Here is a 15,070-nt window from a genome sequence, read left to right as displayed (position 1 = left end):
TAAACATAGAAAAATTATTTATAGACATGGTAACGAGACCTCAGTCCTATCGTGAAAAAGTATCCCAAATGATCAGTTGGGGTCACTGGTTTGCGCTATTTAATATTATTCTAAGCTTATTGCTTGGAAGCCGTTACCTGTTTATTTCAGATTGGCCTGCAACTTTTGCGGGTCGTTTTTACGCAATTGTAAGTTGGATGGGACACTTTAGTTTTATTGTTTTTGCTATCTATATTCTTGTTCTTTTTCCACTTACCTTTGTAGTCGTATCTCAACGGCTACTTAGGGTGATCTCTTGTGCTCTTGCCAGTGCGGGACTCACTATCCTTATCTTTGATATGGCTGTTTACCAGCAATTTCAGCTTCATCTGACTCAACTTGTTTGGGATCTAGTCATTAATCCAGATGAAGGTGAAATGGCTCGAGAATGGCAACTTATTTTTATTGGCATTCCTATTATCTTTCTTATTGAGATGCTTTTTGCAACATGGAGTTGGCAAAAATTACGCAGTTTAAACCGTCAGCGATGGGGTAAACCATTAGCGGGTGTTTTTATTACTTGTTTTGTCTTATCTCACTCTATGTCAATTTGGGCTGATGCTAATTTTTATCGCCCGATTACAATGCAACGCGCCAATTTACCATTATCCTATCCGATGACTGCACGTAAATTCCTTGAGCGCCATGGTTTTATTAACCAATCAGAGTATGAACAACGTGTGCTCAGTGAAGGTAACCCAGCGGCACAAGGTATTACCTACCCTCTTGCACCATTGATTTACTCAAAAGAAACATATTATTATAATCTATTAGTCATCGTTGTTGATGGATTAGGTAATGAAGAAGTTCCTGAATTACCAAGCTTGCAAGAATTTGCACAAAATAACCTCAATTTTACCCATCATTATTCATCGGGTATTGATAATGATACGGCGTTGTTTGGTTTATTTTATGGGATCTCACCTTCTTATTTAGATAGTGTATTGAGTAGCAGAAAAAACTCTGCACTATTTGATGCCTTAAGTTATCGAAACTATCAATTAGCAATGTTCTCAACATATGGTTTTCAAACACCATTGTTTAAACAAGCAGTGCTATCAGATTTCTCTATTCCAACATCACGCAGTGGTAATAACGATGCCACCATTGATAGCTGGCGCAATTGGCTAATAAAAAATAACCAAACAACACCTTGGTTCTCTTTCTTACAAATTAATGGTCACACCAATAAAACGTCTCAACGTATGACATTAAATCAGCAATTAGAGCGCGTTTTTAATACATTGCAAGAAACCAAAGTACTCGATAATACCGTTGTGGTTGTCACTTCTAGCTATCATCAAGACGGTGATAAACAACAAAATAACCAATGGCTTTCTGATAAAACCACCTTTAACTTAAGCCAATCACAAGTGCCTCTAATGATACACTGGCCAAACATGAAACCACAGTTGATTGATAAAATGACTAGTCATCAAGATATCATGACAACCTTAATGCAACATGTTTTACGTGTGATTAGCCCTGCGGATAACTATTCACAAGGTGAGGATTTATTTGCAAGCACTCGTAATCATCCATGGATTTTTACTGGTGATGACGAAGCATTTGTGGTCTTTTTACAAGACAATACTTTGTTGATAGATAAACATGGCCGATATGCTTTATTTGATAAATCAGGAAAAGAAATTAGTTCTGCAAAACCTGACTTAAAATTATTACTACAAGTTCTTGCCGAACAAAAACGTTTTATTGAACGCTAACACAATTAGTGATGTATAAAATTACGTCACTTAATTAGCAAAGGGTTGCTTTAGCAGCTAAAAACAGTAATATACAGGGCACAAACGGCATGTAGCGCAGCCTGGTAGCGCACCGTCATGGGGTGTCGGGGGTCGTAGGTTCAAATCCTATCATGCCGACCAACAATATTTAAGAAAACCAACCGCTTATGGTTGGTTTTTTTATGTCTGAAATTTGCCACTGGTAAAACTCTGGTAAAACTCTGGTAAAACCCCCATCAGATTTACCAGCGTTAAAGCTCAATTCTTGTCATATTCCTATGCTATAATCTCCCTCAAATTCATTAATAGAGCTTATCAAATGAAAAACCTCGCTGAACTCCACCAAGAAGAAAAAGACAAGATTAATGTCGATTTATCCGCAAGTGGTGTCGCATATAAAGAACGACTCAATATGTCAGTTGTTGCCTCGGAAGTTGAACGACAACAACCAGCACATTTGAGAGCGTACTTTAATGAGCGATTAGCGTTTTATCGTGATAGAAGTAAGAAGTTGCCTGATGGAAATTCTGTGCAGTATTTGAAAACAGAGTAGTGCCGATGCTCGATGGAACCGACCGAGTTATGTAATCAATCAGTTATCAATTTCTGGTGCGCTATTGGTGTCCTGATTATTAAAGTAATACGTCATTCTCACCCAGCCCGAATTGCTTCTTCATCTCCTCTTCCTTTTGTCTGCGTTCCTCTTCCGCTTTCTGTGCTTCTTCCATTTCACGCATTCTCACGTTATAGATTGATTGCTCTGGCATCTGTACACGGACAGAAATAAAACGTCCATCAGGGATATCAATTGGGTCGCCATCGCTGTAACCGTTAATGTCATTACGAGCAAAGTCAGGTGCGTTAGGATGAGTGCGATGATAGGTTTTAACGAGAATAGAACCGTCTTTATTAACTTCAGAGTTAACCCAAATGAGTGGCTGTTTATTTATATCGAGTGGAATTTCAATACCCCCATCAACACCGCCCCAACCGGCATCTGAGTTAAAACCTAATACGCCTTCGATAAGATATTCGCCTTTTGCTATTCGAGTAACAGTGGCGCCTTCTGATTCATCGTTAGTAGTGAATGTGCCGTCGTGGTTGATATTAACGATTGGAGAGGCTTTTTTGATGAAACCTTGAGGATCTACTGTTGTATTGTCAGTGTTATAAAATTTAACCCACTTACCCCATGCGTTATTTAGATTATCTCGAACAGCGATATTTATTTTTCTTCCTGTACTAATCTCGTATGCAACTTGTACAATTCCCGTTCCTACGCGAGCATTAAAAGCATGTATATAACCGTAACTAAATGGTAAATTACCTTTTGTGTTCGTGTTAAAAAAACTAATAGTGCCGTTTTTATAATCTACAGAATTAATATCCGGGAGGTAATTTATCACTACATTGTTATCACCTATCCCACAGTCTCCAAGTTGCATTAACGTGCCACTTGACGTTGGTAGCTTGTGAATACTCCAACTCGAATTTGGGTATAGAGATGTTATTCGTGGTCCTGATGCATCACACTCTAAATTGATAGTTGCACCATCGTTTGTTGATCTAACTCTACCCGTCGTTGATTGAAGCAACCCTTTAATTGCGGTATCGCCTGTTATTTCTCCTCCAGTCTTATCAAATTTATTAGCAATATCTCCTTGCATCTTCTTAATGCTATCTAGCGTAACAATCTCACCGTTCGGCATCTCAATTTTTGTTTGGCCAGTCTGTGACATCCACGTATTCATTGAGTCGAGGAAATATTGCGTGTATGCATTTATTGCAACCATCGTTCTAGCTGCATCACTATTATTATCGGGCTCAGTAACATGAATTGAGAATGTGGTGTTCGTTGCTGTGGCTAATGCCGGTTGTGCCAATACTAATTCTGTATCAGAATTAACGGATTTAATCATATACGGAATATTCGTGTTTCCCGATTTAATTAAAATAGTCATTCCGATATTAATTGCCGGATTATTATTTTTAAATCTAGTGCCAGTTCCTCGGACAATAGCAGACCCTGACACTGTGTTAACAGTGCCTGTTGTGTATATCATAAATAAGTTTTCCTAGAGGTATAAATGAGAATTAATTAAATATTGAAGTAGTCGCTAAGCTCGATGCCATATAAATCGTAATTCGTTTTATAGCCATTACTCCCGCTGGGTCCATATGGTCCACCATACTCACCACCCAAATAATAAATATCTCTCATGCCGACTTTGTTATTACTCATAAAATAATAACCAGTGCGGTAATAATCCATATAGCCTCGATTAACGACCCAATTAACAAAGTGAGAATCTGGCAATATCATGGGCTTTTTTAATTGCTCAAAGGTTCCACCGTTATTTCGGTCAAACCACGTTGATTGCCCTAAATGGAGAGGTTTATATTTAGAGGTATAAGTAATTTCTTTTTTTTCATTATAAATAACGACACCTGATTTAGGTGCTTGTAACCTTAGATTGGTATTGAAAATTACAACATACACTTTACATGTTTCAGAAACCGTTAATCCTCTCATTTTGTTATAACAAAAAGTTACGCCATCTTTTTCTGGTCTAGCAAATAACATTGGGTTATTTTCATTTAAGAAAAATTCTTTTGGTGGAAACCAGCCATTTTCTTTACCACCTGAGACACCAACAAGCTCCGCATAAACACAATAACCTCGTAATTCAGAATTAAGGTTATAAATATTATTCATTCCACGAAGCTGTATCCCATAATCATATTTAGGTCGTTCTTTTAAATAACCGTAAATATCCATTCTGAAATACGGATCATCAGAAGACCAAGCATCATCTTCTGGGTCTTTCCATATTGGGTCTGAACCATTATCGCCATAATATAAAAAATTATTACCTTCAATTTTATAATTAGTGATATTACAACTTCCCCAATCATAAGCGCCTTGCGTTTTGAAGGTTCTCGACATTATTCGTGGAATAAAAATGATATTGTATTTATTAATATCCTGAATATTGTGAGGCGTACTTTTCCACCCCTCTCTTAAAGAATAAGGCATATCTATTCTGGATAAAAATCCAATGGGTTGATTTTTTTCAGAGTCTAATAAGAAAGAGGATCCGTGATCAGGTTTTATATACATTCCATACATTGATTAAACCCCTGTTATTTCCCCTATTTCAACACGCAACACACCTTTATCATCATAAACGGCAATACGATTATTAGTGATAACGATGCGCTGACCTGTTTTATTGGTGCCAATATCCAACTTACCGCGAAATATGGCATTATTCATTTCCATATTATTGGTTTTCCCATCAATCAAAAAACCACTCTTACCCGGAACATAATCACCAGATTTAATGTATTCAGTAACAACAACGGAATTCAGCCACGCCTCGTTAATAAATGCTTCGCGCATAAACATCTGGCCATTTTTAACGTACATGAACAATTCCATTTTGCCGTTGCTTGGGTTATACCAAGCAAAGTTATTCGCGTTATAGCCAATGAATGACTCAAGCTTGCCATTCTTAACTTGGGCACTAATCACTTGCCCTGCTGCATTGTATTTCACGTTGTTATGAACAATCGTGATATTAATTGAGTGTGTGACAACGCCGTCGCCTGATTGCTCAAACGTGGCTTGCATCTTTTCTTCAATCATACCTTCCTGCTCATCAAACTTGGCCTGAACTTGCGTTTTATTTTCAGCAAATGCCTTGTTTGTGTTAGAGATGGCAGTAGAGTTTGAAACGATATCGGCTTGAGCCTTATCCATTTCCGTACGAATTTCAGTAAATCGCTGACCAAAAGCCTCATCTAGTTTGGTAATTGACGTTTGAGTTTCTTTAATTGCAGACGTGTTATCACCAACCGCGGAGTAAATTTCCTTAACTTCCTGTGCCCATGCTTCGTTATCCGTTGCACGGACTTGCCATAGCTCTTTGATTCCAGCTTGTGATTGACCGTGTTTCACTAACAAACTGCGTGATAGTTGAGAGTCGGCGTTACTAAGAATAATCGCTGTCTCAGCATTCCAATCAAGCTTTTTATCGAGTTCTTTAAACGCCTCCGTTTCTCTAACTGTGTTATCTAAATCATCAAATATGTCGTCTGGCAATGAAACTGGAATACCTGAAGCTTCTACAAATACGGATTTGCCATAACTATTGATCGTTCGGATATAGAAATAGTAAGTGTGGCCAGCTTTTAAATTCTCCTGCGTCCAGAAGTTTCCTTGACCAACTTTATTTGTTTTGGTGATCACTTCATTTTCAGAGAGATTAGCGAGTTTTTTCTCACTAAACCAAAACTCAAATGTATAACCAAAAACAGCACTATCGCCCTGTTTAGGTGATGCCGTTAAACTGAACATACCTGGCGTTATTTCAACACCTATCGGTGCTGGCGGTGCTTGAATAGCAAAATCACTAATAGCAGGAGCAGACATAGCACCAGCGACATTAATGGCTCTCACTTCGACACGATAAGTGCCTCTCGTTAAACCGTTTATATCAACACGCTCCCCCGGTACTTGAATAGACTGAATGACTTTGCCGTTTTGGAGAATATTAACAGTGTTATAGCGAATATCAGATGCCACGTTCTGCCATGAGATATATCCTTGAACAATGTCTGTGACAGAAAGTGGAACAAAGATCAGATTAATAGGTGCTGCAACGCCACCGGTGGGTAGTTTGGTGAATGGAGGTCTAACAAAAGGTTTACCAATCACATCCTCATATAGATAAGCACCATCTTCTTCTAATGTCAGAGAGACACCGTCTAAAGCATGGAAGGTCCATTCAGCAATACGAAACTCAAGACCACTAATATTTAAAGAAGGTAAATCTAATAAAACAACCTCACCAGGGCGATACGCATAACCATCTAAATTCATTGTTAGTTGAACACGTCTACCGGCTTTCTTTTTGCGCAAGTATTGTCGAGCTAATCGCTGTGCTTGATAAGGACTGGTAACAAAGCGGTAATCAACGTTTTCCCTGATTTCTAAACCATCCTCTTCTATCCATTCATTGACAATAACAGGCGTAAAATCTGTCTTGGTATAGAGTTGCTCAGCGTCAATAAAAGTACCATACACCGCATTAGTAGCATCTTTCAGCCCCGTTTCAGGGGTGCAAGTTACAGTATCAATGAGTTGTGATTCTGTAATAGTTTTCAATGCTGGTCCATAATAGGCACCAACTTGAATACCGTGTTTTCCTGCCGTGAATGTAGGCTCCGCATTAATACATTTATGCATTGCTTCCAATACGCTAGATGGGCTTTCATTTAGATCATAAGCACCATTTAACGTGTATCGGTGCTCCGAGCCATTTTCAGCATTACTTACATTTTCATCGCATAAATCCGCAGATTGTTTAAAACTTTCAAAATCAATATCGCTATCAGGAACCTTTAAATAATCTCTATAATAATCAAGAATAACTAGAGCGCCATTATTCGACCATTGTGTTTCCCCTGTACGCGGATCGAAGAGTTCTTTACCCCAAATTTCACATTTCACATTGGGTAAACCATAAGGGAATTTTTCTTGGTCAAATGTGAGTGTCACACGTAACCAAGCCATACCTCGCCCAATCATATCCTCTTTCCATGATGGGCAGTTTTTTAGCATAAAAGGATCAGCATCTTTTCTATCGTTATGTAATTCCCACGAAGCCTTGTCACCAAAAGTCTCAATGAGATCATCACCAAGCCAAATTTTTCCCACCCTATCGATAGGATGCCCAGCCAAAGCAAGCGCCAGTGTGATTTTTTCATTTTCCTCTTGTTCTCCTGGTTCTTCTTCAGCAAAGAAAAGTAATCCAGAAGCAACGGTTTTCCCAACAATGACGGTTTCTGACGCAGAAGGAGAGCGTAACATTTGCTTGCGTTCGCTAGTGTCACGATAGTCCATTGAGGGAATTTTCGGTTTGAATATTAAAGAGCCGGCAACTTGAACTGCAATACCTGCCGACATTAACGCGATGCCTAGTGGTGCGGTGATCCCCCCATTGAATAACCCTGCGATCATCAACCCAGCGCCAACCACTTTTGTAATTAATCCACCATTACCACCCATTATTCTACTCTCCACGCTTTGATAGGGTTAATTTGCACGGGTCTAACACCAATAGAAGTAACTCCCCAATAATTACCCGCCCATACTACGGCCATGCTGTCCCCGTCATCACCCTTGAACATGACAAGATCCCCACGCTGTACAGAATCAACAGAAATAGATTTAAAGTAGTGGGAAACCGCTTTATCAAGTGATCCAAATTTAGATTTGATAAGGTTGAAGGCTTCTGCTTTGGTTTTGTATTGCCCAAGAAAGAGTTTTATTGGAGAGAAACCACATTGTGCGTAAATACATTCAGAGGCAAAAATACAACAGTCAAATTCACCCCATGAAAAAGGGCGACTCATGGCCGCCCTTATGGTTTCTGGTAACTGGAGTGTCCAGTTTGGTTGTTTCATGAATAACCTTTGATAACTAATTAATCACAATGTTCATTCCATGTTTTATTGAAAGAATCACTACCATCATCAATAAAAGGGGTTGATAACAAATATATATACCGTTGATACCCTGTATATGCATTAAAGCTATTCTTTGAATTTACATTACCACACACGGCCCCTGTTTTACTTACATGACTACCAGATATATCAGCAGAGTTGGGGTCTTTTAAAATTTTCAATAAGGATGATTCCGCTTGTTGTATATACATATTTTTCGTATTTACTTCTTGCTGATAATCCTTTTCTATGCTTTCTCGCCATATCCTATATTCGTACTTTTCACCAAACATTGGAGTAATATCATTAATTAGATAAATAGAAATAGGACATAATATAATTACAATAAAGCAAGGAATTATAAATCCTGTCTTTTTATAAAAAGAAAAACTAACACCCAATATTACTACGGGAAATAAAATCCCCATCCATAAAAAGGCTTTAGTTGAAAACAAAATAACAGTTGCAATCCAAATAGATGCAGTCAAAAAAAACAATAAAGAAAACCACACTTTTTTATTTACAAGTTTTATATATTTCCCCGTATGGCTATGCGATTTCGTTATTTCTTTTTTATCCGACTTTAATTTTTCCTTCAGAATATCATCCGGATGTTTATATTTAGAGTCAGCATGATAAAATCCATCATTATCTTGGGTATACAATACTCCATCATTAAACAACTTATTAATTAGAGCACTACATTCGTCACTAGTTAAATCAAACTCTTCACACAACGTTGATTTATCGAGTGTTTTTACAGACAAACAATATCTTATAATACTGTCATAATCTTTAGTGGTCACACACTCCTCCATAAAAGACAAAACCGATTTCATATAATTTTATAAATATATAAGCAAATTATTTATATATAAATGCAGGTGCATCTTTTTTGCTACCCCAATAAATGGCACGTTCAGCCATTTGAGCAACATAGCGAAAAATACGATCCCCTCGTCTTCTTGATGACCATGATTCATCAGTGAACCTGTCAGGTAAACCAATTGACCATCGTTCAAATCGATTAGAAACATTAACACAAACAGCATTCTCTTCACCAGAAACGACACTAATTGATGAGATCTGCCCGACAAACAATATTTCCGCGATTAGTGGCTTACCATCTTCGCCAATGGCTACCATCATTAATCGCACCTCCCTCCCTCGGCTTTGTTCATTCATCACCATACCGACAAGGGACTTGTCAAAACCAGCTAGTTTAAGTTGTAATTGGGGCGGGCTTGTTGTCTTGTTTTCATTAAGTTGACTGATTTCACCAAGACTTCCTACACCTAAATAAGTTTCTCCTGCAATCACAAGCTGACCAACGCCAGTATGCGCACAAGTGACTCCTGATTTTAGGTTTAGTCGAGCGGCAAGCACGATATAAGCACCTTCGTTAATTGCTTTTACCATACCGTCAGAAAATGGATGATATTGCATTAATACAGTACCTCCTCAAATGAAAGGGTAACATTAGAATATCCTAGTCTGCGGTGTTGAAATTTCCCCTGCTCATTGTCTGATAATCGAAAAACCCCAAAAGGGGCTTTGATGATCACCTCTTCGTTCAATGTAGGTGGAGTTCTGAGCATAGGAGAAATTGAAATGACAGCTCGACCTTCGTTGTCGCTAACAACATCCGCTACTACCATTTTCAACTCATTCCCAATTGTGAGGCGGTCACCCTGCTGTAAAACGCGCATATTTCGCTTCCAGCCTGATGTTTGCAAAACACTACCAGACTGCCCAGCAGAGGAAATTTTAGGAGTGCCGTACCCTTCTTTCCCTTTTCTAATCCAACTCGATATTCTCACTCTTCCTGACATACCATCAAGTGCGGCAACAAGAGCCTCAAGTTTACGTGATTTTTCTTCACTTAAATTACTAAACGTTAACTCACAACGCCAACGGCTCCCCGGAAAACGAACTGTTTGACTACTGCCATTAAACGGAGAGGTGAACGTTTTACTATTACTGAGTAATTGCCAATCTTCATTAATAGGGCATACATCTTCTGGCCATGCTAAAATATTCATCTACACTCCTAACGTTCTACGTGCAGTTCCATTACTCTGAAAATCTTGCAATATAATCGCCCTTGCTTTTTGTGCACCAGCTTCTGTACCTTGTTCTGCAGCTTCTTTCATTGCTTGAGCAAGAACAGCATCACCGTTACCTGTCACCGTAATTTGGTTTACCACTGTGATATTAACTCCTGATGAAGATGATGTTGTGACTGGTGTTGACGGCACCTTTCCAGCCAATGAACCAACAAAACCACCAGAAGCATAGCCCTGTGTCGAATTCATCAAGCGATAAAGATTGCCGATCCCTAATTTTGCTGTCGCTTCTTTTGTGAAGACAAACTCACCACCATGAACAACGCCTTTAGGTTCAAACTTCCCGCCATGGCCCGTATATCCGCCATACGCAAAAAGTCCTCCTGGCCCTCCACCAGCATCACCACCGCCAGAAGCTCCGCCCATAAAAAAGCTGGTTCCTGCTTCAATCGCTTTGAAAACTAACATCTTCATCACCATACGAGTAATGTCAGATATCACAGCATTCGCAAAGTCTTTAAAGCTACCTTTACCCGTTAAAACAAAATCAGCTAAAGAGTCAGACATATTATTCAAAGCATTAGCGGTTACATTTTTAACGTTTTCCATCACATTGGTAGCGGAATCACTAAAATCCGAAAGCCCCTGACTTAAACCTTCAACAGGATCTAATTTCATTAATTCGCGTTTTTGTAATTCGGCATCAATCTTTTGTTTTGTGAGTTCGACATTGCGCTGTAAGTTTGCGAGTTCTTTATCTCCTAAATCCACACTGGCCTGCTTATACAGTAAATCAACTTCCCTCAAAGCATTTAATCTTTCCTGTTCCGCCCTTGATTTTCCTATTAATGAAGTCTCAAACTGCATTTGCTCAACTTCTTTACCGCGATCATAAGCAAATTGCGCGACAGAATTAGCACGAGCCATATCATCAATGGCTTTAGCTTTCTCTTTGATAGTTTCGATTGCCTTTGGATCAATCTTTAAGATTTCGTCAAATTTATCTTTATTTGTTTTGATATCAGCAAGCGCAGAATTATATTCATTAAATGAAGATGTGGTGCCATACAGTTGAATACTCTTTCCATCGGCAATCAATGAGGCTTGCTTTTCTTGTAAATCAGAAAGGAGTTTTGTGTACTGTTTGGCATAATCAATGCTTGATTTTGGCGTTTTGGGTGGTTTGATTTTTTTAGATTGTGAGGCAAGTTGTGCCTCGATTTCTGCCTGTAACGCTTTATCATAGCCTTGCATATCAGGCGTTACTTTTCTACTGGCGAGAACATCCTCAGCGTTCAGTTTAGCTAATGCTTCGCCAGTAGCCTTAGCTTTTTCAATGGCTCGAAGAGAAGCGTCTATTGATTTTTGGGCATCAGCAGATACTATAATTAAAGAATTTGCTGAAAACTGTTGTTGCTCCTGAGTGGCTGAGCGAATAGATTGCGCTAAATTATCAAAAGCAGAACCTTGTAGATGAAGTTTACCAATTAATTCATCAGATCTAACAGATGCATCATAAATACGACTTGCATAAAGCGCATAGGCATTAGAAACCATTCCATTTTTTTGAACTTCAGCATCAAGCAATAATGCCATTTTCTTACGTGTGGCTTCTAATTCTCTATTTTTTGCTTCAACCTCTGCTATTACTTGGATTTCCTCTTTTCTAGCTTCAGTTTGTGCTTTAATTATCCTGATTGAATCTACATCGCGATCGCCAGTATAATAAAGAGGAGCCCATTGATTACCGCCGTTACTATCAGATGCTTTACGTGATAGCTCTTCTTGCTTTCTCTTTAGCTCTTCTATTTTCTCAATTTGTGCGTCAAAACTATCAGATAATTTTCCTATTGATGCTTGACGTTCTGCATTACTCAGTTTATTTAATGCTTCTGTCGCAACATCTAATGATTCTGCATACTCAAGAGCCTTTTGTCTTGATTGTTCTGCTTGTTGTTGCCACTCATAATAAGCCATTGCACCAACAGTCAATAAACCAGTCGCAATCCCTAATGGTCCCCCAAGAAAAGCAAGTGCCCCTCCAAATCCCCGTCCTAATGTTGAACTAGCTCTTTGTGCTGCATTCAATCGCTGTATCGCTAACGTTTCTGCATTTGTGGCCGACACAATAATTGAAGATTGTGCTTTCATTCGCATTCTAATGCTACTGCGCTGTGCTTCTGTTTGGGCTAATTGAAGTTGTGCTTGCAAAGAACGCATCTCAACACGAGCCAATTCTAACTCTGCTGTCATTTTTGCTTGCGTCGCTTTAGCTGCAATCAGATCTTGTTGGACTTTTAATTTTGTTGCGACAGTTTGTGCGTAAGTTGCTTGAGTCCATTTTGTTATTTTCATCACAATAGCCGTAACCGCTAATGTTTCGACTACTCTCATTACTTCAGAAAAGTTATTAGACAATGCAGATAAGCCAGTATTTAATAACTGAGTCGCTCCAGTACTTTGATTGGCTTCACCAACAAACTTTGTCATTGCTGATTGTAAATTAGTAAAACCTTGGCTAACCGTAGTGACGCTAGTAGCAAATTTTTGATCAACAGAATCTTTGACTTTTTCCAATGCCTTAATAATTTTATCAATCGCCATTTCACCGTCTTGGGCTCTTTGTTTTAACTCTCCCATACTGATCCCCATCCCTTCAGCAATAGCTTGTGCTAAACCGGGGATTTGCTCGATAACAGAGTTTAAATCTTGTCCACGTAACTGACCTGCTGCTAATGCTTGACCAAATTGTGTTAAACCCGTTGCTGCAGCTGCTGCACTCGTTCCAGAAAGAGAGACGGCTTTAGATACCGTTTCAGTCAGTTCAGCGACTTTTTGCTGATTAATACCTAATCGTTCTGCATTATCAGAAAAACGCTGATAAACCTGTGCAGTCGCATCCAAAGATTGGTATGTTTTTTGAGCAATGGTATAGACATCATTGGTTGCTTTATTTAATTCTTGAGTGCTCTTTGTAACTAACTTCAATCTGTTTTGTAAGTCCGTCCAACCATCGGCATAACTGATCACCTGATGAACAGAAAGTGCGCCTGTCACTGCTTTAGCAAAACTAGCAAATGACGAGGCTGATTTGGCTGTTTGTGATGCCATGCGTTCTTGTTGAACAGTAATAGACTGCAGGCTCACACGAACACTTTGATTAAACCGTTCTGTTTGATGCTGACTACGGTTGATCGCATTGGTGAAACTAGCCGTGTTCAGCGTTAAATCAATATTTAATGTTCCCAATGCGCCAGCCATAGAAACTCCTTAAAAACAATAAAATAAAAGCCCCAGCAAGGGGCTAACGATGAGCTAAAACATTCTGAGTAACGCTATCCCACTCTTCAGCTTCTGATGTTTTTTTCTGCCACATTGGCATAAAGTCAGTTAATTTAGGTGGGGTAGATTTCGGATCGCAATTCGCTATTGCTAAAAGATGAGCCACTTGCGCCATACGGTAATCCTCTCGCCATAAACCAAAGGGTTGTTTGCGATAAAAGGCTTCATATTCACACAAGTGGCTTTCGGGCATTTGCTCTATTTCTACGAGGGTTTTTCCCAGTGCCAACGACAATATTATTTGGAATTGTCGCCGGTCTGTGAGTTTTTTTCGTTACCGCCCTCCGCATTAAAAACAGCATTAGAGAACCCTTGCCCTAAGCGATTAAGACCTTTTAGGTCATCTTCATTTTCAGCATCAAAAAGGAGTTCCCCTTTTTCATCACAGAGTTTAAAGGCGAGCATACGTGCCACATCAAACTCGTCATAAACTCGATTCATTGCTTCATTGAATTGATCAGCATCTTCTTCGTCTAAATAAATATCTTGCTCTTCTGCAAGCTTCATTTTTATTTGACGTAATTTTCGCTGAATGTAATTCATTGTGCCAACATCCAGCTCTTTGACATAAAAGGTGTTATCTAAATAGGTAAAAGGAGTGATTTTAAGCGCTTGATTTAACACTAACTCACGTAATAATGTATTCGACATGGTAGCCCTTAATTTGTTTTGCTAAAGTTAGTTTTTATACGGAGGCTAAAGGAACATTTAAATAGTCGCGACCAGACAATTTAATCGACACACCTGAGTCCATCATCTGCCCAACACTCCCCTCAATATTCATCCCCGTTTCGATCGAGCCGAAATAGAACATGGCACCTTCATCACGAGTGAGCACCATTTTTACAGCAAATTTTTCTTTGCTATTCTCATACTTACGTAATAATCGCTGAACAGCACTAGAGCTATACTGCAAGAAAAACGTTAATTTAATTGAGCCGTATTCCGTATCACCGGATTCATATTCTTTGCCGTCACTGCAAATAGTGGTGACGTCGATTTGTTCGGTCGTCGAGCCGTCTTTGCTGAAGCTTTTCACGGCACAAAAGTTATTAGACCATTGAATACGTTGTGCTTTTGCTTCTGCAAAATCCGTAGGTAGCGTTTTATCACTCCAATCCACTTCGTCACACAGGGTCACCTTATCGCCTTCAACACTGGCGACAGGAAAGCGCCCATTGAGTTCTCCTAAACCTGATAACACAATCATGTCATCAGCTTTTAATTTACTCCCTTCGATGGTGAGCGTAGCGGGAGAAAGTGTCACTGCAGTAATGCTCACCTCCTCACCTAATCCTGTTTGAACAAACAGTTTTGTGCCAAGGAAGGGGGTTGCTTTATGATTTTTTGGCTTTGCCATATCAA

13 protein-coding genes and 1 tRNA gene are annotated in these 15,070 nt (G+C 39.1%); 3 read left to right on the top strand and 11 right to left on the bottom strand.

The genetic code is table 11. The features are described from left to right. Nucleotides 1–26: 26 nt before the first annotated feature. From yejM to GTH24_RS06870, 3 genes are all read left to right on the top strand, one after another. On the top strand, nt 27–1,763 hold the full coding sequence (gene yejM, locus GTH24_RS06880) for an LPS biosynthesis-modulating metalloenzyme YejM (RefSeq protein ID WP_164526136.1): 1,737 nt from the start codon (nt 27–29) through the stop codon (nt 1,761–1,763). A gap of 85 nt (nt 1,764–1,848) precedes the next feature. Continuing rightward, nucleotides 1,849–1,925, top strand: a tRNA-Pro gene (locus tag GTH24_RS06875). A gap of 178 nt (nt 1,926–2,103) precedes the next feature. After that, nucleotides 2,104–2,337 (top strand): DNA polymerase III subunit theta, encoded by a 234-nt coding sequence (locus tag GTH24_RS06870; RefSeq protein ID WP_164526135.1) that lies wholly within the window; start codon nt 2,104–2,106, stop codon nt 2,335–2,337. A gap of 79 nt (nt 2,338–2,416) precedes the next feature. Here the strand turns inward: GTH24_RS06870 and GTH24_RS06865 are convergent, their stop codons facing one another. The 11 genes from GTH24_RS06865 to GTH24_RS06815 are packed head-to-tail and all read right to left on the bottom strand — an operon-like array spanning nt 2,417 to nt 15,065. Next, complete coding sequence (locus GTH24_RS06865; protein ID WP_164526134.1) at nt 2,417–3,847, bottom strand: hypothetical protein; 1,431 nt, start codon at nt 3,845–3,847, stop codon at nt 2,417–2,419. A gap of 35 nt (nt 3,848–3,882) precedes the next feature. Then, a complete protein-coding gene (locus GTH24_RS06860; protein WP_164526133.1) occupies nt 3,883–4,914 on the bottom strand; it encodes a hypothetical protein in 1,032 nt (343 codons plus the stop codon). 3 nt (nt 4,915–4,917) lie between these two features. Then, nucleotides 4,918–7,857, bottom strand: a complete 2,940-nt coding sequence (locus GTH24_RS06855) for a phage tail tip protein J-related protein (RefSeq protein ID WP_164526132.1) — start codon at nt 7,855–7,857, stop codon at nt 4,918–4,920. Continuing rightward, nucleotides 7,857–8,255: a DUF6950 family protein gene (locus GTH24_RS06850; protein ID WP_156733251.1), complete on the bottom strand. Its 399-nt coding sequence runs from the start codon at nt 8,253–8,255 to the stop codon at nt 7,857–7,859. Before GTH24_RS06850 ends, GTH24_RS06855 begins: the two co-directional genes overlap by 1 nt. Nucleotides 8,256–8,275: 20 nt before the next feature. Continuing rightward, nucleotides 8,276–9,103 carry a hypothetical protein gene (locus tag GTH24_RS06845; protein ID WP_156733250.1) on the bottom strand — a complete coding sequence of 276 codons (828 nt, stop codon included), beginning with the start codon at nt 9,101–9,103 and terminating at the stop codon, nt 8,276–8,278. A gap of 58 nt (nt 9,104–9,161) precedes the next feature. Further along, nucleotides 9,162–9,743: a hypothetical protein gene (locus tag GTH24_RS06840; RefSeq protein WP_156733249.1), complete on the bottom strand. Its 582-nt coding sequence runs from the start codon at nt 9,741–9,743 to the stop codon at nt 9,162–9,164. Beyond that, nucleotides 9,743–10,339 carry a hypothetical protein gene (locus GTH24_RS06835; RefSeq protein WP_156733248.1) on the bottom strand — a complete coding sequence of 199 codons (597 nt, stop codon included), beginning with the start codon at nt 10,337–10,339 and terminating at the stop codon, nt 9,743–9,745. Before GTH24_RS06835 ends, GTH24_RS06840 begins: the two co-directional genes overlap by 1 nt. Continuing rightward, the gene (locus tag GTH24_RS06830; RefSeq protein ID WP_164526131.1) at nt 10,340–13,624 is read right to left on the bottom strand and encodes a phage tail tape measure protein; all 3,285 of its coding nucleotides are present in this window, start codon (nt 13,622–13,624) and stop codon (nt 10,340–10,342) included. 43 nt (nt 13,625–13,667) lie between these two features. Continuing rightward, complete coding sequence (locus GTH24_RS06825; RefSeq protein ID WP_069368418.1) at nt 13,668–13,898, bottom strand: phage tail assembly protein T; 231 nt, start codon at nt 13,896–13,898, stop codon at nt 13,668–13,670. Nucleotides 13,899–13,942: 44 nt separating this feature from the next. Beyond that, nucleotides 13,943–14,356: a hypothetical protein gene (locus GTH24_RS06820; protein WP_069368417.1), complete on the bottom strand. Its 414-nt coding sequence runs from the start codon at nt 14,354–14,356 to the stop codon at nt 13,943–13,945. Nucleotides 14,357–14,390: 34 nt separating this feature from the next. After that, nucleotides 14,391–15,065 carry a hypothetical protein gene (locus GTH24_RS06815; protein ID WP_069368416.1) on the bottom strand — a complete coding sequence of 225 codons (675 nt, stop codon included), beginning with the start codon at nt 15,063–15,065 and terminating at the stop codon, nt 14,391–14,393. Nucleotides 15,066–15,070: the final 5 nt, after the last annotated feature.

Origin of the sequence: Proteus vulgaris (genome assembly GCF_011045815.1) — a bacterium.
In the GTDB taxonomy this organism is placed as follows: Bacteria; Pseudomonadota; Gammaproteobacteria; order Enterobacterales; family Enterobacteriaceae; genus Proteus; species Proteus vulgaris_B.
This window is presented reverse-complemented; position numbering and strand designations above follow the sequence as displayed.